The sequence below is a fragment of the Neptuniibacter sp. QD48_11 genome (assembly GCF_047778095.1).
Lineage (GTDB): Bacteria > Pseudomonadota > Gammaproteobacteria > Pseudomonadales > Balneatricaceae > Neptuniibacter.
The window spans coordinates 2568559-2586864 of sequence record NZ_CP180551.1 but is presented as its reverse complement, the minus strand read 5'-3'; the positions used below and the strand labels follow the sequence as shown (position 1 = coordinate 2586864).

Genomic DNA, 18306 nt, shown 5'->3' with positions numbered 1-18306 from the left:
ATTTATGATAGAGCTGATCCGCTGAATGAAATACCTTCCCAACCTGTTTTCATGAAGTTACGAATATTTCCATGATCATCGCCTTCGGGTGTATTTAATACGTCCTGATAAAAACGGCCGAAGCAGCGTAACGTTTGTTCTTTGTCTAAATTGTTTAATTGTGCAAATGCAAAGATCTTACAGCTCCCTTCATTTTGCCCGACCTCATTCTGAACATCGCCATTAGAGAAAGCTGTCGGCGAAAATTCATAGTTATCTGAGATCACTTGCATAGTGTCTTCAAAATCAAGTTCAGGGTTGTTACCCAGTTGCTGAAGAAATTCATTTAGGGTCATTTTTATGCCTTCTAATTCAAGTGTTATCTGCAGTTGGATATTAGAGTGCTGTTTAATTTTTGCAATAGTTTGATCTCAATCAGCCTTGCTTGATCTTTATCCATTCACGAATAACGGAACTGGCGATTTGATTTACACTGAAAGTGCCAAGGTTAGAAAATCCTTTAGGCAAGGGTGTACAAGAATGTACTTAGGTTTCAATGAGGAAGAGGTGTTTAGCCATGTTAACTTATCAAGAGTGTTTGGAAATGAGCGGCCTATCTGCATCTGAAGTAGACGCGATTGCTGAGCATGAACATGTTGACCCTATCATCGCTATGGCGATGGGTAACTATTTGGTAGAACACCAAGGTGAGAAGCTTATTAAGCGTATTATTTTGGATGACATCACTAAGGCTGAAAGGAAAGGTGATGATGAACATGCAGCTTTGCTACGTAGAGTTATGGAGCACTTTATAGCTACTCATCCAGATGCTGGTCTCTGAGGCATTAACAAATAGATAAAGGGCCGGAAGGCCCTTTATTTTTGTGAACTATAAGCGACTTTCGGTTAATAGTATGGTCAATAGCGTTTGGCTGTTTTCAGCTGCGTCGTGTCCTAATGGTGTTAAATAACCGCCGTCGGTTTGCGTGACTAAACCTTTATCAAATAGGCGCTGTGTGGCTGCGATAATTTCTGGTTTAGCGGAGGAGTGAACTTTAATACCTTCTTGCGTTGTATCGAGGTTAAACATATTTAATACGTTCAATTCTTGCATGATCTCTTCGTTATACGGCATATCTGCTCCTGAAAAAAATCGTCGGTATTTAAGGTGTGTTAGCCAAGTGTTGATGTTTAGCAAAAGACCTTATCCAACAGCATAGACCTTCTTGCTTTGAAATATAACCCATTAATTTCTATGAGAAAGAAATTATGCTGTTCGGACGTTTTTGATAATTGATCCGGTTTGAAGAGGAAGGCGGTTTTAAAAGGAGAATGAATTTTTATAACTGCAATAAAAAAAGGGGCAGAAAATCTGCCCCTTATCGAATTACTTAATGCGCATACCAGGTTGTGCACCTTCGTCTGGGTTGAGGATCCACAGATCTTCGCCACCTGGACCTGCAGCGAGAACCATACCCTCGGAAACACCGAACTTCATTTTTCTTGGTGCAAGGTTAGCGACCATGACGGTTAGCTTACCTTCTAGATCTTCAGGTGCATATGCGGACTTAATGCCTGCAAAGACATTACGTGTTTCACCGCCTAGATCTAGTGTGAGCTGTAGAAGCTTGTTCGCGCCTTTTACATGTTCAGCTTTGGCAATGCGCACAACACGAAGATCGACTTTAGCAAAGTCTGGGAACTCAATTGTATCGGCAATTGGCTCATCAGCTAATGGACCTTTATCTGCTTTGGCGCTTTGCTCAGTCGCAGCAGCAAGTGCGGCCAAGACTTCTTTAGTCTCTTCGATAATTGCGTTTACTTTCTCTTCTTCAACACGCTGCATCAACGGTTTGAACTTATTGATCTTATGGCTAAGTAGAGGCTCTTTAATAGTATTCCACGCCATGTTCTCAACATTTAGGAAAGCTTGTGCCTCTTCAGCTACTTGTGGAAGTACTGGTGCTAGGTAAGTCAGAATGACCCGGAATAGGTTGATGCCCATAGAGCAGCAATCTTGAACCGCTTGTTCCTGACCTTCTTGTTTAGCAAGTACCCAAGGTTCTGCGTTATCGATGTATTGGTTAGCTTTATCAGCAAGCGCCATTATTTCACGCATCGCTTTACCGAATTCGCGGTTCTCGTATGCCTTAGCGATACTTTCACCTGCAGCTACAGCGTCTTGATATAGCGCTGGCTCAGATAGCGCTGGTGCCATTTCACCATCGAACTTCTTCTTGATAAAGCCTGCACAGCGAGAAGCGATGTTGATAACTTTGTTGACCAAGTCTGCGTTTACACGCATACGGAAGTCTTCAAGGTTAAGGTCGATATCATCGATGCCTGAGCTTAACTTAGCGGCAAAGTAGTAACGTAGGTATTCAGGGCGGAGATGCTTAAGGTAAGTCTCAGCCATGATGAACGTGCCGCGAGACTTAGACATCTTTTGACCATCAACGGTTAAGAATCCGTGACAGAAAACTCCTGTTGGCTTACGGAAACCTGCACCTTCTAGCATTGCTGGCCAGAATAGGGTGTGGAAGTAAGCGATATCTTTGCCGATAAAGTGGTATAGCTCAGTTTCTGAAGACTCAGACCAGTACTCATCAAAGTCGACACCGTTCTTATCACACCAGTTTTTAAAGCTGGCCATGTAACCGATAGGTGCATCAAGCCATACGTAGAAGTATTTGCCTGGAGCGTCTGGTATTTCGAAACCCCAGTAAGGTGCATCACGGGAAATATCCCAGTTTTGTAAGCCGGACTCGAACCACTCATTCAGTTTATGAATCATCTGTTCCTGAACGTGGTTGTCTACCCAGTTACGTAAGAACGATTCGAAATCACCTAGTTTGAAGAAGTAGTGTTCGGACTCTTTTTCAATTGGTTTCGCACCAGAAACAGCGGAGTATGCATTTTTCAATTCAACAGGGCTGTAGGTGGCACCACATTTTTCACAGGAATCGCCATACTGATCTGGTTCGCCGCACTTAGGGCAATCACCCTTAACGAAACGATCAGGAAGAAACATCTCTTTTTCTGGGTCATACGCCTGAGTGATGGTCTTTTTGGCAATATGACCGCCATCACGTAAAGCCGTGTAGATCTTCGAGGAGAAATGTTGGTTTTCAGGTGAATGGGTAGAGTGATAGTTATCAAAACCAACCATAAAGCCAGAGAAGTCACGCTGGTGCTCTTCGCTTACTTTATCGATCAATTCTTGCGGTGAAATACCCATCTGATCCGCTTTAAGCATAATTGGCGTGCCGTGAGCATCATCAGCACAAACATATGTACATTGATGGCCACGTTGCTTCTGGAAGCGAACCCAGATATCAGTCTGGATATATTCCACCAAATGACCAAGATGGATAGGGCCATTAGCATACGGAAGGGCGCTTGTTACAAGAATTTTGCGTTTGCTGTCAGTCATGATCTGCCTGAAAACCTAAAATCATTAAAAAAATAGACCGCAGATTCTACGCGTTTTGGATGATTTTATGAACAGTTAAAGTTCTGTTAACTGTAGAAGGAGTGTTTTTTAAGAATAGTCGAAAATTCGTGGAGATTTACTTGCTCGAAGCATTGAAATAAATACTTGTGAACAATAATTTTCCGCTAACAATGAACCACATTAAAACATCAGGCTACAAGCTGTGTTGTTGAAATGAATATAGCCCTACAAAAATTAGGAAAAGTGATCATACTTAAGTAAGCTATGCGACTGTTCGGTCTGCAGGGACAAATGGAGTTTTAGCAGGCGGTGTTGGTTAAGGGAGATGTAAACTCTTAGGAATACGAGATCTATTATGTTCAGATCCCGTGTTCAGCCAAAAGTGATTTTATGAATACAAACAATGCAGAGCTGGATAAGGCTCTGTTTCTCTGTTCTGACAAATCGGATGCTGAAGCTTATTTAAGCGAACTAAAAGGGTTTTTAAATTACGCAGTCACATTGGTCCCTGATTGGGAGCAGTTGCTTAAATTTGCACAGCAGGAAACCTACGCCATTATCTTACTGAACCTAGGTAGCCTTAAAGCAGAAGATGAATTAATTCACCTTAGAACTCTTATCGATATACAACCAGGCTCAATGAGAGTGGGTCTTTATAAGCCTATGAGTATATCTACACGAGTTGCATTTTCTGAATGTTGTCATCGACTTTATCCCTTAGACATCGAGCCAGCGCAATTAGGTGAAGGAATATCTGAGAGTGCGAGAGCACAACGAATTCTAGGGCAAGATAAAGTGCGTGAACTTGTGGGGAGTGTTAAGGTTTTACCTTCTCTGCCTGATATCTATGTAGAGCTCAACGAGGCCTTATCTTCTCCAAAAAGTAATGCTCGTATAATTGCAGGGATTATCGAAAAAGATATGGCGATGGCTGCCAAAATATTACAGTTGGTAAATTCAGCTTGTTTTGTCCTTGAACGTAATATCAGTAGCCTTCAAGAAGCAGTGGCTTTGTTAGGGGTTCGTGAAGTTAGAGATCTGGTATTAACCAACAAAGTGTTCGAACATTTTCCTCAAGATGGCCGTTGGAGTAGCTTCGCTTTTGATCATATTCGAGATCGCTCGGTTTTGGTAGCAGGCTTGGCACGTGAGATCTGTCGTACAGTAAAAGCGTCACCTGTTGTAACTGATCAAGCATTTTTGGCTGCTCTATTACAAGATTTTGGTATGTTGATCTTCGCAACCCATGATCCTGAGGGCTATCAAAAGGTTATGCAGGAGGCGACAGATCTTAACCAGCCTCTATATGCTGTGGAAAAAATGCGTATGGGTGTCAGCCATACAGAAGCGGGTGCATATTTGTTATCGCTTTGGAATATTTCTCCTGCCGTCATTGAAACCGTTCTGTTTCATCATTTCCCTTCATCTAGCAAATCTGATGATTTTTCGGCACTAACTGCTGTGCATGTTGCGGACGCTATTTTACCTAATGTGACCAACGTGCTTGGATGTCAGATTTCTAGTCGTCTGAGTTATCACTATTTGGAGCGTTTAGGGTTGGAAGATAAGGTAAATCATTGGCAGCAATTGGCGAGTCGCTATAAATTTTCTCATCCAGGTTGCGGAGGGGTGAAGAGTAGTTTTGCCTAACTTATCATCCTGCTAGAATATGTGTCTTTATCAAGGGGGATTTATCCCCCTTTTCTCTGTTTTAAGTTCTTTGTTTGAGGCATGAATGTCTATCTCTGTTGTTGAACCCGAAAAGTACCAAGCGCAATTAGCGGTTAAAAAAGCAGCAACTGCTGAACAGTTTGCTGATTTTGATTTACCAGAGATAGAGGTGTTTGAATCGCCAAAAAGTCACTATCGTATGCGTTGTGAATTTCGTGTTTGGCACGAAGAGGATGACCTTTACTATGTGATGTTTGAAAAGGGGAATAAGCACGCCCGTATCCGCATAGATCACTGCCCAATGGTGTCTAAGCGAATCGAAGAGGTGATGTTTAACCTTCTTGAAGATATTCGCCCGAATGAAGTGTTACGTAGAAAACTGTTTCAGATCGATTTTCTAAGCACGTTAAGCGGCGAGCTACTGGTAACGCTACTTTACCATCGTCCTATTGATGAAACATGGACGGAAGCTGCGCGTGAGCTTAAAGAGAAATATAACATTCAACTCATTGGTCGCTCGCGTAAAACTAAGATCCTATTAGATCAAGATTTTGTAATCGAGAAACTCGATATTAACGGCCGAGATTATATCTACAAGCAGGTCGAAAATAGTTTTTCTCAACCAAACGGCGAAGTGTGTCGTCACATGATCTCCTGGGCATTAGATGCTACCCAAACTGCGGGTGGAGATATGGTTGAGCTATATTGCGGTAACGGCAACTTTACGCTGCCTATGGCGCAAAACTTCCGGCGTGTTGTGGCGACTGAAATTTCTAAGACATCTGTACGTGCAGCTCAGTTTAATATTGAAGAGAACAACATCGATAACGTTGATGTTGTTCGCATTAGCTCAGAAGAGTTTTCTCAAGTATTAAGTGGTGCCGTAGAGAAACGACGTACCAAAGACCTTGGTTTGAAAGAGTGTAACTTCACAACGGTTCTAGTTGATCCCCCTCGCTCTGGTCTAGACGATGATACGGTTAAACAAGTTCAAGAGTACGACAATATTCTTTATATCTCTTGTAACCCCGATACATTGGCTGAGAACTTAAAAGTCATCACGCAAACTCATGAGTTACAACGTTTTGCGATATTTGATCAGTTCCCTTATACCGATCATCTTGAGTGTGGTGTGTATTTAAGTCGCCGTTAAAGAGCTAATGTAAACGTTCTTAACGTTTAGGTGAAACCACAATTTTCTCATGGGCCTCCTGTTGAAGGGAGGCCCACTTTTCCTCGAGCTCTTCTACGTTAAGGGGTTTAGAAAAGTAGTACCCTTGAGCGTACACTTTACTTTCTATCTGGCGAAGCGCATTTAATTGCTCTTGAGTTTCAATGCCTTCTGCAATGACCTTTAGCTGCATACTTTTACTCATCTGAATAATTGCTTCGACCAAGCCGCGGTATGCTCCTTTATCAGTACAATTGCTGATAAAAGAGCGATCTATTTTAAGTATATCTAGTGGGAATTTCATCAGATAGCTTAAAGCAGAAAAACCGGTACCAAAGTCATCTATGGCAATTTTACAACCAATTGAACCAAGTTCTCTGAATATGCGTTGGTTCGCCTGGTTATCAAGCAGTAACAGGCTTTCAGTAATCTCGATTAAAAGATTTGCTGGAGGTATTCGATGTTCTTCGATTGCAGTTTTAATACAGTGGATAAATTGGCTGGATTGAAATTGCTGTATGGATACATTTACAGATAAGTAAAAATTCGGCTTTAACTTTTCACGCCATAGGGCCTGTTGTTGGCAAGCTTGTTGTATGCACCATTCTCCGATAGGGACTATCAAACCAGTTTCTTCGGCAATGGGTATAAACTCGCTTGGGGAGATAAGCTCTGTACCGTTTCGTAGTCTTAGTAATGCTTCTGCACCGGTGATTTGGGCATTTTTAAGGTTGAAGATAGGCTGGTAATGCAGTTCCAGTAATTGATCATCAATAGCTCTGCGTAATAGTGCTTCTATCTTAGCCCGTTGTTGAATTTGTTGATTATGCTCTTGTGTGTAAAAGGCATAACGGCAACGTCCCCCCTCTTTGGCACGGTACATGGCGATATCTGCATTTTGTACTAACTTGGTTGGATTATCGGCATCGGAAGGGAACATGGATATACCTACTGATGCAGAAATGTAGATATCACTTGCCGCTAAATTGAAGCTTTCTTCCAGTTTGCTAACTATCCGACTGGCTATTTCTTCAGCTTTTTCTGGTGACTGGAGGTTTTGCAATATTACTGCAAACTCGTCTCCACCTAATCGAGCGATATGATCATCATTACGTAATTGAGAGCTAATGCGTTTAGTTGCTGCACATATTAGTTTGTCACCGACTTGGTGACCGAAGGTGTCGTTGACCGACTTAAAATGATCTAAGTCTATAAAAAATAGTGCAAAAGGTGTTTGGCTTTCTTGCCGGTTTTCAAAAAGTGATTGTAGATGCTTCTGGAATTGGTTCCGATTTGCTATACCAGATAGAGCGTCTGTATTTGCTTGATATTCCAGTTCGCTCCTAGCTTTATTTAGGCTGGTGACATCGGTTATGACGGCTAATGCTCCTGGATAAGAGTCACTTGCTGAAAGAGTTGCATTCATCAGGACTTCCATTTTTTGTCCTGACTTGGTTTTTATATTGATAGGGTATTCGGTTAAGTTACCTTTCAGCCACAGAGTATGAATACAGTCTTTTATTTGGTTTGTATCTTTTTGATCATAGAGAAGGTGGCTGAACATATGGCCGACTATTTCTCTTCGTTCATAACCTAAATTCTGCAGAAAATAATCACTGGCATCTTTGATCATACCTTGCTGATCAAAACTGAAAATTAACGATGGTGTTGAGTGGTATAGGGTTCTCAGGCGTAACTCACTATTTTTCAGTCGCAGATGATTCCCTTCAATGTTATTTTGCATATCGTTAAACGCACTGGCAATTTCACCTAACTCATCATTAGATGTGTGTTGCACCTTCGCGAAAAAATCATCGCCTTTGCTGCTTTTTATAGCTTGTAGTATGGCCTGAATAGGTCCGCCTAATAATTTATAGTAAATAAACCATACGGTGGTTAGCAGCGTTACAACCATTACTAATAAGGTGGTTAGGGTTTCGTTTAAAGCGCGTTGTTGGTTGGCTTGTAAACGGGTATTACCAACCATAATTACCATTGTGCCTGCTTGTTGAGTGATATGGGCATTGCTATAAATGATTGGGGCTTCTAGGGTAAAGGCGATATCCACATGCTCCAATTCATCAGACTGTTGTGCATATACAATGTTATTACTTTCATCTCGTACTTCGACTTTCAGCAAATCTGGGTCGAGCATCATTGAACCAACAATATTTTGCAGGATTTTAGTATTAAAATTCCATAGGGGTACCGCTAAACTGGCGGGTAAACTTTGAAGGCTGTCTTTTTTCTCTTGTAGCTGCTGTTCAAGCTGCTGTGAAGTTTTGTATGCAGAAAAGCCAAAGGAAATTATTAAGGCGATCAATGCTCCAGGTATTAATACCAGAAGTAATTTAACTTGCAGTGATCGTAAGTGAGATAGCATGTACGACCTTATTTTTATTGTGTAATAGAACTGAATACTTTTTCTAAGGAAAAGTCATAGTTGCTAGATCCCTCTTTATTGAAAATGGAAAATTGGGTGAAATCAATTTTATTCCATTGTTCATTGCCGAGATGAGATAAGTATAGATCGATATTGCTTTTATCAATGCTTTGCATCTGAAAGCGTATATCACCTATAGGCGTATAAACTCCTTTGAGTTGCTGTTGATGGTAATCATTTAGTAACACCATGGACCAGGCGCCACCAAGGAAATGCCCTCCATCAGTTAAAAGCATTTCCCCGCTTTTTACGAGCTTAAGGCCTTCTGAGGACCAGTTAAGCCCGACTAAGCATACGTCTTCTCCAGCGTTCAAATTGTGTGCCTCTAATGCAGCCTTAGCACCAAAAGCGATAGGATCATTTGCAGCCCAGATCACAGAGGGGGTTATCTGATTTTGTTGCGCCCATTGTAGATACTTCCGAGTTAGCCGCTCAGCATCTTTTTGGTTCCAATTAGCATACAGAAAACGATCCAGTTTTAATTCATTGTGTTGTTTAATAACAGAGAGTGCTCCTTCATTACGCCCAATTGAGGCCGGTGTTAGCTGATCACCGCCAATCGCTAGAACATGGAAGGGTTTCGTATGCTGTTTTTGTTCTGCACAGTGTAATAGCGCAGTCATCATGCGCTTTCCTGCAGCAAAGTAGTCGGGGGTGATGGCGCCTAAGAGGTTTGAGTACTTACCGCCGGGAAAACCTACGCGATCTCTTTGCGTTGGTAAAAAGTCGCTTAGCAACATAAGTGTTTTTATGTTTTTTTTTGCAGCTGCTAGTAAAATTTTTTCAGCTGCCTGCTCTTCATTAACCAGAATTAGATAATCGGGGGGGATTTTTCGCTGAGTGGCTTTAATTCCTAAAGCAGCCATATGTACGCGGTTGCGTTCAGCGTATATGACTTCAAGATTAATATTAAAGTCATGTGCTGCCGCTTGCATCGTCTCCGTAACCATATCCCAAAACCTTTCGCCCTGTTTACCAGGATTGATGAAGGTTACGTTCATTGCAGAAGCCTGAAATGAGCAGAAGGCTATGTATATGATTGTTAGAGATTTAATGAACGAAGTTATCATTTTTATTTACCGTTCAATATATCAATGTGAATCTATTCTGCCTTTAAAAGTAAGGTTAATACAATTATTTTATGGTGGTACTTTGGTAGGCAGTGTTATGTCAATAAAAGTAATTTTTTTAGTAGATACGGTTAGGAATTTTCGGTTACTTTCACCAAAAGTATTAAATATTGCAACTTATATTGTAGTTCCTAGTTTTAGAAAGCGGATCCTATATATTTTTGCTATCTCAGTTGGCTCAGGTCAGCCGTTAGTAAATGATATAGCAGATGTCTACTGTATTCTGCAAGACAGCATGCAGGGGCGGGTTGGAGAACAACATGAAAGACTTACTTAAAATAACCGGCTTTATTGCCTTTATCTGCATTGCATTTATCAATGCATTTGTGGATTTAGGGCATAAAATTGTTATCCAAAATACCCTGTTCAAAGCCTATGATGGTGATCTTCAAATCTTACTGACAGCAGTTGTGAATGGCTTAATTCTATTGCCATTTATTATGCTGTTTACCCCCTCTGGTTTCTTTGCTGATAAATATCCTAAGAATAACGTCATGCGGTTGTCCGCTTGGGGTGCGGTTGGCATCACCTTGTTAATAACCGCTTGTTATTACATGGGCTTGTTTATCCCAGCATTTGCGCTGACCTTTATTCTTGCTTTGCAAAGTGCTTTCTACTCACCTGCTAAATATGGCTATATCAAAGAGATGGTGGGGACAAATAATCTAAGTGAAGGTAATGCGTGGGTTCAGGCGGTTACGATGATCGCTATTCTGAGTGGAATTGTCGTGTTCTCGTTGCTTTTCGAGATGCGCTTAGCAGGTTTAACCGAAATTACGCCAGAACAGAGCCTTATTAAAAATGCGCCATTGGGTTGGATCTTAGTCGCGGGTGCGTTGATTGAGCTCTATCTTGCCTATCAATTACCGCAGTTACGTGAAACTGATCAAACAGCAAAGTTTGACAGATCGGCTTATCTAAAAGGAAAAACGCTTAAAAACAACATTCAGTTGTTACAAGGCAAGCGCCCGATCTGGCTTGCAATTATTGGCTTGTCCCTGTTCTGGTCGATTAGTCAAGTTATGTTGGCTGTATTCCCTGCATTTGCAGAAGAGCATCTACAACAGAGCAATACATTTGTGATTCAAGGCACTATGGCGCTTGCGGGGGTGGGCATATTGTTTGGTTCAATCTTGGTTGGCCGCTTTTCTAAACACTATATCAATGTTGGTTTAATCCCTGTGGGTGCTGTCGGCGTAGCCATAGGCTTAATCTTATTGCCTCAGCTTGACACTATGTTGATGCAATCGGCTGTATTTTTCGCAATTGGTTTGTTTGGCGCGTTAATGTGTGTGCCATTGAATGCTTTGATTCAGTTTCATGCCAGTGAATCAGAAAGTGGGCGTGTTTTAGCAGGTAGTAACTTTATTCAAAACCTGATGATGCTTGGTTTCCTTGTGATGACAGTTATCTTCGCCTGGAACAGTGTTGATGGTGTATGGCTGTTATTCCTTCTGGCTGCAATTGGTGTTGCAGGAGCGGTGTTTGCGATTGTTACGTTACCACAGGCTTTTATCCGTCTTCTGGTGATGATGTTGTTCCGTCGTAAGTACAAACTTCAGGTTTTAGGTTTCGAAAATTTGCCTGAATCTGGTAAAGGCACGCTTTTACTAGGTAACCATATCAGTTGGTTGGATTGGGCAATTATCCAGATGGCTTGTCCACGCCATATCCACTTTGTGATGGAGCGTAGTATCTATGAGCGTTGGTATCTACGTTGGTTCTTGGATATCTATAAAGTTATTCCTATCTCCAAGGGTAAGAGCCGTCAGGCATTGGAGCAGGTAGGCGAACTTATCAGTGCTGGCGAAGTAGTTTGTCTTTTCCCTGAAGGCGCTATTAGCCACTTAGGTCAGTTAGGTGAGTTTAAGCGCGGTTTTGAAAGAGCCTGTGTTGATGCTAAAGGTGTGATTGTACCTTTCTATATGCGTGGTTTGTGGGGGAGTCGTTTCTCTCGCTCAACCGACAAAATGAAAGTGATTCGTAACGAATCTGGAAAGCGTGATGTCACTGTGGCGTTTGGTGCCCAGATGCCTATCAGTAGTACCGCTGCTGAAGTGAAGAAAAAAGTTTTCGAGCTGTCGATTCATACATGGGATCAATACACACAGACTTTGGAGACAATCCCACAAGCCTTTATTCGTAGTATGAAGTCGTTTCGTTCAGGTTACGCTATTGCAGATGTTGATGGTGATCCGGTTAGTCAAACCAAGTTATTAACCGCCTGTGCTTTGTTTAAAAAGCGTATTGCCCGAACTGAAGGTAAAAATATAGGTTTGTTGGTGCCAACATCCAGTGCCGGTGCCATTGCGAATATTGCTTCATTGATGGCAGGTAAAACGGTTGTAAATCTTAACTTCACAGCCCCTATGCCAGCTATCCAGTCCGCGTTGGAGCAAGCTGAGGTACAAACAATTGTTACGGCGAAAAAGTTTGTGAAAAAGCTTAAAGCGCGAGGTATCGATCTAGATAGCTTATTTGAAGGCCGTCGAGTGCTTTACATGGAAGATATTAAAGCTGAAATAAGTAAAGCAGAGGCGATATTCACACTAGGTTTCGTTAGCGTTGCCCCGACCTTTATATTGCAGGCTCTGTTATGCAAGCCCTCCCAGCTTGAAGATACGGCAGCGATTTTGTTTTCATCCGGCAGTGAAGGCGCTCCGAAGGGCGTTATGCTTAGCCATCGGAATATTATGGCTAACCTACGACAGACCGCAGATGTTCTTAATGTGCGAGATGACGACTGCATAATGGCAACCTTGCCGTTATTCCATGCATTTGGTTTGACTGTGACCTGCTTTATGCCACTGATTGAAGACATGCCGGTTGTGTGCCACCCAGATCCAACCGATGCTGTGAAAATTGGTAAAGGAGTAGCGCGCTACAAAGCCACGCTTATGTGTGCAACGTCAACATTTATGCGTATTTACGCGCGTAATAAACGTGTTCACCCATTGATGTTTCAGTCACTGCGAACTGTGGTTGCAGGTGCTGAGAAGCTAGATCCGAAAGTACGTGATCTATTTGAGAGTAAATTCCATGTACCAGTCGTTGAAGGCTATGGTTCGACAGAAACAACACCGGTTGCCAGTACAAACTTGCCTGATTCATTAGATACGGATTGGTGGTCTGTTCAGGTAGGTAATAAGCCGGGAACAGTCGGAATGGCGCTACCTGGATCAACGTTTCGTATTGTTGACCCTGATACACTTAAAGAACTGCCAACAGGTGAAGATGGCTTGATCTTGATTGGTGGTACTCAGATCATGCAAGGTTATCTTAATAATCCACAGAAGACCGAAGCTGCAGTCATCGAGATGGATGGCCTGCGCTGGTACCGAAGTGGCGACAAAGGTCATGTTGATGAAGACGGCTTCCTGACTATTGTTGATCGTTATAGTCGCTTTGCCAAAATTGGCGGAGAAATGGTGAGCTTAACCTCTATCGAAGGCCAAGTTAGAGAGTTGCTGAATGCACCTGAATTGCCATTAGTGGCAGTGAATTTGGCTGATGCTAAGAAAGGTGAAAAAGTTATTTTGCTAGTTGAGGGTGAGCATGATGCTTCTGAAATGAGAAATCAGTTAATAGAAGGGGGGATGCCTCCATTAACGCTTCCTTCAGAAATTTATGCAGTACCCGAAGTACCAGTGCTTGGTAGCGGTAAAACAGATTTTTGTAGTGCGAAAACACTGGCAGAACAATGTGCGGCCTAGTGTAAATATTCTCGATGTTGTTTATAGGTATTTATGGAAAGCGTCTCCTTTCTTACTTCTAAAGAAGGGAGGCGTAGCAGGGAAAAGTCTGGACAGCCCAAGTATTAAAATGCATTATTCCCACTAAATTACTCGGTTATTATCAAAAAGCATCGCATTAGGCTTCTTCCGAGTTAAGTAAGAAATTTTTAGGCGGTATAAAAGTGTCAAATATTGAAGCGCAAATTAACCAAGTTTTAGGTCGGTATCAGGATGAGGTTGCAGCAACAGATCTGGTATCTGCTGGTTTTGTAAATGCAATTAAAGCAGAAGGATCATCAGCTAGCGTAGAGCTAGTATTAAGCTATCCATCTAAAGGTGTTGCTTCGAAACTGCAAGCGGATCTGCAGGCTAAATTATTAGAGATTGATGGTTTAGATAAATGCGATGTAATTGTTGGTCACAACATATCGGCGAGCCCTAGCCAAAATAGCATTCCAGTGATGGAAGGCGTGAAAAACGTTATTGCGGTTGCCTCAGGTAAAGGTGGTGTTGGTAAATCAACGACTACGGTTAACTTGGCGCTAGCAATGGCTGCAGAGGGGGCTAAAGTCGGTGTTCTGGATGCTGATATCTATGGCCCTAGCCAAGGTATGATGCTCGGTGTTGCAGAAGGCGTTCGTCCGCAGCCTTATGATGAAAAGACATTTAACCCTGTAGAAGCCCATGGCCTTCAATCTATGTCCATGAGTTATCTGATCGAAGATAACACCGCTATGGTTTGGCGTGGCCCTATGGCCGCAGGCGCACTTCAGCAATTGTTAACACAGACGCGTTGGCAGGATCTTGATTATCTATTTATCGATATGCCGCCGGGTACAGGTGATATTCAATTAACACTGTCGCAAAAGGTGCCTGTTTCTGGTGCCGTTATCGTTACAACACCGCAAGACATTGCTTTGCTTGATGCCAAAAAAGGTATCGAGATGTTCCGTAAGGTCGATATCAATGTGTTAGGCGTTGTGGAAAATATGAGCACTCATATTTGTAGCCAGTGCGGTCATACTGAAGCTATTTTTGGTGATGGCGGTGGAGCTGAAATTGCTGAACTTTACGACACAGAATTGTTAGGGAAGTTACCTTTAGCACTGACTATTCGTAAACAAGCTGACTCAGGTGCGCCTACGGTTGCTGCAGACCCTGAAGGTGAACATGCGCAGATCTATCGTACGGTTGCGCGTACGCTTGCTGCGAGACTGGCAAAGCATAACGCTGAAAATGATATCCGCGTGCCTTCTATTATCGTTGAAGATGATTAAGCAATACTGATCGCTCTTTTACTCTTAATAAAGCCCTTAATAGGGCTTTATTTGTTTCTGGCGTTCCTTTTTAGTTTGGTCGTGTAACATCGTTTTCATACTTGATCTATAAATTGATTTTGATCAAATATTGAACATTTATTTAGGTGGATTCAGTAAAGGGGTCTACAATTTAAGGTTCAAGTTGTATAAATAACAAACACTATAAAAATAAGTAAAGGGATGAACGATGGATTATAGAGCAACTGCAAATATAAAAATGATGAAGCCAAAACCCTCTGCTTTAACTCGGCGTGAGATGGCTGCAGAGCTTCGTCGTCAGGCAAATACACTGCGTGACGAAGGACAAACTGCAGCAGAGTTTTGGTTAGCTGAGCAATATGAGAAGACTGCTAATCTTCTCAACTAGAAATAGTAAAACCTATAAAAATTGAATTGAATCCCCCCTTCAATCAAAAACGGCCTCAATTGAGGCCGTTTTTTTTGTTCCTTATGCGTAAAAAAGGTACAATTGCCGGCTCGAAATTATCACCCGGATGGAAAGCCAATATGGGCATTAAAGCAGATAGCTGGATTCGTCGTATGGCGGAAGAGAAAGATATGATTTCACCGTTTGAGCCTGGTCAGGTTCGCGAAGTGGATGGCTCACGCATCGTATCTTATGGTACTTCCAGTTATGGTTATGATGTTCGTTGTGCAAATGAATTTAAGGTCTTTACCAACATCAATTCATCGATTGTTGACCCTAAAGACTTTGATGAGGGCAGCTTTGTTGATATCCAATCGGATGTTTGCATAATCCCGCCTAACTCTTTCGCGCTAGCGCGCACTGTTGAGTATTTCAAAATCCCACGTGATGTCTTAACTATCTGCCTAGGTAAAAGCACTTACGCTCGTTGTGGTATCATCGTGAACGTCACACCTTTAGAGCCTGAGTGGGAAGGCCATGTAACGTTAGAGTTCTCTAATACTACGCCACTACCTGCAAAAATTTATGCCAATGAAGGTGTTGCACAGATGTTATTCCTTCAAGGTGATGAAGTCTGTGAGACATCATACAAAGACCGAGATGGTAAATATCAAGGTCAAACAGGTGTTGTTGTACCACGCACATAAGATTTACCGCACGAAGTAATAAGCACACCCGCTAATGATTTTAGATCGAAAACAGATAAGCTCGTTCTGGGAGCAACTGCAGGATACAATTGAGCAGTTGCTGTCTAGCCGTAGTGACGACCGTTTTGATGCTGAGCCTCTATTAACTCAGTATCGCGAGCAGTTGCAGAAAATTGATCGTAACCTGACGTTTCATTTTCAAAGTGATGAAGATCAGGATGGAGCAATCGAAATGGTATTCGGTTGTGACGGCTTTCCTGAGTCTATTCAGTCAGTATTGAGCCTGATTGGTGCTGCGCCAGACCTATCGGGTATTGAGTTCAAAGCGTTTAATAATCGTTATGACCCAGTACCACTGACGATCAATATTGGCGAAGAGTTTTGTGAGCTGTCGGATTTTTGGTTCCGTATAGTCATTGTGGAAAAGCGTCTGCATTTAGAAATCTATTTGGAAGATGCGCCTAAAGTTCTGGATATGGATCCACGAGTTGAAGCCGTGATGATCTACCTAGATGCCTTGATCGGTGAGTATGAGCTGATGACGCGTGTTTGGGCATTGGATTGGTTTGAACTGCCAAAGTCGCCAGAGGACTACGGTTTAACTAAGCTAGTTGATCTGCGTGAGCGTTTTGATGAGGTTAAGAAAGGTGTTGCACCTATAGGTATGACGCTTCACTAGAAGAAAGCCTGTCGATAACTACCCAATATGACAGGCTGCTTTCTTTGCTCTAATTGTCCGACAAAATGTAGATACTGCCTTCTTCCTCTTCGGTCGGTTTGTCAGAGCCTTGTTTCCATGCGCGCATTTTTTGATTTCCTTAAGTTTTTTTGTTGCTTCCTTAGTAACAATCGACCATTGTCATAGTAACCTTAGTGTTAAATGCTAATCTTGCAAATTAATTTATAAATCAGGTGCCTTATGAGTGGATTACTGACAGCCTTGCTGGAAGATGTACGTGCAGAATATGTGTCACGAATGCAGGCAAACGGTTGTTCAGAACCTTACCTTACAGCAGAACGTTTGTGTCATGAGGTGCTATTTATTGAAGCGGATAGGCTAGCTGAGATCATCGAACAAGATCCGACCTTACTTGCTGCACGCGCAGGTGATCTGATCATGAATCGTCAAGAAAGCGAAAACCCTTCTGTCGGAGTCATTATTTGCTGCAATATTTTAGCGGCAGCGTTAGAGGGATTGTTAGCTGTTGCTGTTGAGCGAGAGTGGCTTGATATTGATGAAGAGGGAAATGTCTTGGTAGACGAAGAGGAGTTGAATCAAGACTCCCAATACTCAATCGATGTGGACTACAGCACTTCTGAGGTTGCTACTCGAAATATCGCTTTAGGTGGTGCGAGTAAACTATCCGGCATTTTTTCTGCAGCGGAATCAGCATTTTTAGATGCCTTGCAGGAAAACTCCCGTAATAAAGATGCCTATCAACAAGCGCTAGACATCTCCTCTGATTACTCTGTCTTTGCTCCTGAAGAGATAGCACCCTTAGTTGCAGAAAACCCGTTGTTATTGGGGCTTCGACCAGAAGATCTAATCGACGAAGATCTGTTCGAAGGTGATCCACCAGCAGGCTTGATCATTAGCGCTCACCTTACTCAGATGATGCTACAGCAGATGTTGGAGTTAGGTGTAGAACATGGTGTATTAGTACTTGATAGTAGTGGCCATATCATCGTTCCAGATGAACCTAAAGAGCCGCCAACCCTCCATTAGACTGTTATATGTAATCTATGCGCGGCTGAATGATGTTTGATATTTAGTTCGCGCTTACCATCATACTGGTAAATCTCTAACTCGCTTGGTTTTGCCTCTCCGTTGTTCAGTTCCGATGCCCGTTCGGTGACATGACGATATATCTCCACAAGTTCTTTTCCTTGTGTTACTTGATGAGCATTAAGTAAAACAGCCTTGAATTCTGCGTTCTCTCTTTTTTCCGGAATACTAATATGCCTGTTCTCAGCATGTACGGGTTTGCTGGGATAGACAGGGGCTATCTGCTGGGTAGACAATGCTATTTTCACAAGACTGATCCTTGGGAACCTGCGAACAAGTCCTATACGACTTTGCTATGCCCCATGGGTACAGGCTTACAGAGCAATTGAAGCACGAGGCAATGATTACAGGCATGCTGGTTGCCTGTCGAAAATCATTAACAAAGTGATTCAGTTGCTCTGCAAGCCCCAGAGGGTGGGGTCTAAAACGACCATCTACTTTGTCAGCTAACTTGAAAAGGTCTAGACATTTCACTGCGCTGGCTTTCGCGTATCTGGTCGTTTTATAACCCACTGAGAAAGTATGAGACTTATTCGCAGGTTCCC

16 protein-coding genes are annotated in these 18306 nt (G+C 42.4%); 10 read left to right on the top strand and 6 right to left on the bottom strand.

Annotated elements, in window-relative coordinates; translation table 11 throughout:
- Positions 1-2 precede the first annotated feature (2 nt).
- Entirely contained in the window at positions 3-335 is a 333-nt protein-coding gene (locus ACMXYU_RS12005) for a HopJ type III effector protein (protein ID WP_415898855.1), read from the bottom strand.
- Positions 336-556: 221 nt separating this feature from the next.
- Here ACMXYU_RS12005 and ACMXYU_RS12000 point away from each other — a divergent pair, with 221 nt between their 5' ends.
- Positions 557-820 (top strand): hypothetical protein, encoded by a 264-nt coding sequence (locus ACMXYU_RS12000; RefSeq protein ID WP_415885375.1) that lies wholly within the window; start codon positions 557-559, stop codon positions 818-820.
- 48 nt (positions 821-868) lie between these two features.
- Here the strand turns inward: ACMXYU_RS12000 and ACMXYU_RS11995 are convergent, their stop codons facing one another.
- Positions 869-1114 carry a TIGR02647 family protein gene (locus ACMXYU_RS11995; RefSeq protein ID WP_415881899.1) on the bottom strand — a complete coding sequence of 82 codons (246 nt, stop codon included), beginning with the start codon at positions 1112-1114 and terminating at the stop codon, positions 869-871.
- A gap of 252 nt (positions 1115-1366) precedes the next feature.
- Positions 1367-3412: a methionine--tRNA ligase gene (gene metG, locus ACMXYU_RS11990; RefSeq protein WP_415898854.1), complete on the bottom strand. Its 2046-nt coding sequence runs from the start codon at positions 3410-3412 to the stop codon at positions 1367-1369.
- Between the two features lie 411 nt (positions 3413-3823).
- On the opposite strand from metG, the gene ACMXYU_RS11985 reads away from it, so the two are divergent.
- Positions 3824-5083, top strand: a complete 1260-nt coding sequence (locus tag ACMXYU_RS11985; protein WP_415898853.1) for an HDOD domain-containing protein — start codon at positions 3824-3826, stop codon at positions 5081-5083.
- A gap of 85 nt (positions 5084-5168) precedes the next feature.
- Entirely contained in the window at positions 5169-6257 is a 1089-nt protein-coding gene (gene trmA, locus ACMXYU_RS11980; RefSeq protein ID WP_415898852.1) for a tRNA (uridine(54)-C5)-methyltransferase TrmA, read from the top strand.
- Positions 6258-6276: 19 nt separating this feature from the next.
- On the opposite strand, the gene ACMXYU_RS11975 is transcribed toward trmA, so the two are convergent.
- Entirely contained in the window at positions 6277-8658 is a 2382-nt protein-coding gene (locus ACMXYU_RS11975) for an EAL domain-containing protein (protein ID WP_415898851.1), read from the bottom strand.
- A gap of 14 nt (positions 8659-8672) precedes the next feature.
- A complete protein-coding gene (locus tag ACMXYU_RS11970; RefSeq protein WP_415898850.1) occupies positions 8673-9719 on the bottom strand; it encodes an ABC transporter substrate-binding protein in 1047 nt (348 codons plus the stop codon).
- Positions 9720-9747: 28 nt separating this feature from the next.
- On the opposite strand from ACMXYU_RS11970, the gene ACMXYU_RS11965 reads away from it, so the two are divergent.
- The 7 genes from ACMXYU_RS11965 (at position 9748) to ACMXYU_RS11935 (ending at position 17701) form a co-directional block, all read left to right on the top strand.
- Positions 9748-10125, top strand: a complete 378-nt coding sequence (locus tag ACMXYU_RS11965) for a hypothetical protein (RefSeq protein ID WP_415898849.1) — start codon at positions 9748-9750, stop codon at positions 10123-10125.
- On the top strand, positions 10109-13561 hold the full coding sequence (locus ACMXYU_RS11960) for an acyl-[ACP]--phospholipid O-acyltransferase (RefSeq protein ID WP_415898848.1): 3453 nt from the start codon (positions 10109-10111) through the stop codon (positions 13559-13561). The genes ACMXYU_RS11965 and ACMXYU_RS11960 overlap by 17 nt, the downstream gene beginning before the upstream one ends.
- A 203-nt stretch (positions 13562-13764) precedes the next feature.
- Positions 13765-14859, top strand: coding sequence for an iron-sulfur cluster carrier protein ApbC (gene apbC, locus ACMXYU_RS11955; protein WP_415898847.1), 1095 nt, complete (start codon positions 13765-13767; stop codon positions 14857-14859).
- 229 nt (positions 14860-15088) lie between these two features.
- Positions 15089-15268, top strand: coding sequence for a hypothetical protein (locus ACMXYU_RS11950; protein WP_415881890.1), 180 nt, complete (start codon positions 15089-15091; stop codon positions 15266-15268).
- Between the two features lie 140 nt (positions 15269-15408).
- On the top strand, positions 15409-15975 hold the full coding sequence (gene dcd / locus ACMXYU_RS11945; protein WP_415885367.1) for a dCTP deaminase: 567 nt from the start codon (positions 15409-15411) through the stop codon (positions 15973-15975).
- Positions 15976-16009: 34 nt separating this feature from the next.
- Positions 16010-16654, top strand: a complete 645-nt coding sequence (locus ACMXYU_RS11940; RefSeq protein WP_415898846.1) for a hypothetical protein — start codon at positions 16010-16012, stop codon at positions 16652-16654.
- 240 nt (positions 16655-16894) lie between these two features.
- Positions 16895-17701: a hypothetical protein gene (locus ACMXYU_RS11935; protein WP_415898845.1), complete on the top strand. Its 807-nt coding sequence runs from the start codon at positions 16895-16897 to the stop codon at positions 17699-17701.
- On the opposite strand, the gene ACMXYU_RS11930 is transcribed toward ACMXYU_RS11935, so the two are convergent.
- Complete coding sequence (locus tag ACMXYU_RS11930; RefSeq protein WP_415898844.1) at positions 17698-18009, bottom strand: hypothetical protein; 312 nt, start codon at positions 18007-18009, stop codon at positions 17698-17700. The genes ACMXYU_RS11935 and ACMXYU_RS11930 overlap by 4 nt on opposite strands.
- Between the last annotated feature and the right edge of the window lie 297 nt (positions 18010-18306).

Bases quoted from the DNA above. Each gene is read 5' to 3' on its own strand.
- ACMXYU_RS11985 (WP_415898853.1), top strand. From the start codon at position 3,824: ATGAATACAAACAATGCAGAGCTGGATAAGGCTCTGTTTCTCTGTTCT.
- ACMXYU_RS11940 (WP_415898846.1), top strand. From the start codon at position 16,010: ATGATTTTAGATCGAAAACAGATAAGCTCGTTCTGGGAGCAACTGCAG.
- ACMXYU_RS11950 (WP_415881890.1), top strand. From the start codon at position 15,089: ATGGATTATAGAGCAACTGCAAATATAAAAATGATGAAGCCAAAACCC.
- ACMXYU_RS11965 (WP_415898849.1), top strand. From the start codon at position 9,748: ATGTATATGATTGTTAGAGATTTAATGAACGAAGTTATCATTTTTATT.
- ACMXYU_RS11995 (WP_415881899.1), bottom strand. From the start codon at position 1,114: ATGCCGTATAACGAAGAGATCATGCAAGAATTGAACGTATTAAATATG.
- ACMXYU_RS12005 (WP_415898855.1), bottom strand. From the start codon at position 335: ATGACCCTAAATGAATTTCTTCAGCAACTGGGTAACAACCCTGAACTT.
- ACMXYU_RS11975 (WP_415898851.1), bottom strand. From the start codon at position 8,658: ATGCTATCTCACTTACGATCACTGCAAGTTAAATTACTTCTGGTATTA.
- metG (WP_415898854.1), bottom strand. From the start codon at position 3,412: ATGACTGACAGCAAACGCAAAATTCTTGTAACAAGCGCCCTTCCGTAT.
- ACMXYU_RS12000 (WP_415885375.1), top strand. From the start codon at position 557: ATGTTAACTTATCAAGAGTGTTTGGAAATGAGCGGCCTATCTGCATCT.
- ACMXYU_RS11960 (WP_415898848.1), top strand. From the start codon at position 10,109: ATGAAAGACTTACTTAAAATAACCGGCTTTATTGCCTTTATCTGCATT.
- trmA (WP_415898852.1), top strand. From the start codon at position 5,169: ATGTCTATCTCTGTTGTTGAACCCGAAAAGTACCAAGCGCAATTAGCG.
- dcd (WP_415885367.1), top strand. From the start codon at position 15,409: ATGGGCATTAAAGCAGATAGCTGGATTCGTCGTATGGCGGAAGAGAAA.
- ACMXYU_RS11970 (WP_415898850.1), bottom strand. From the start codon at position 9,719: ATGAACGTAACCTTCATCAATCCTGGTAAACAGGGCGAAAGGTTTTGG.
- ACMXYU_RS11935 (WP_415898845.1), top strand. From the start codon at position 16,895: ATGAGTGGATTACTGACAGCCTTGCTGGAAGATGTACGTGCAGAATAT.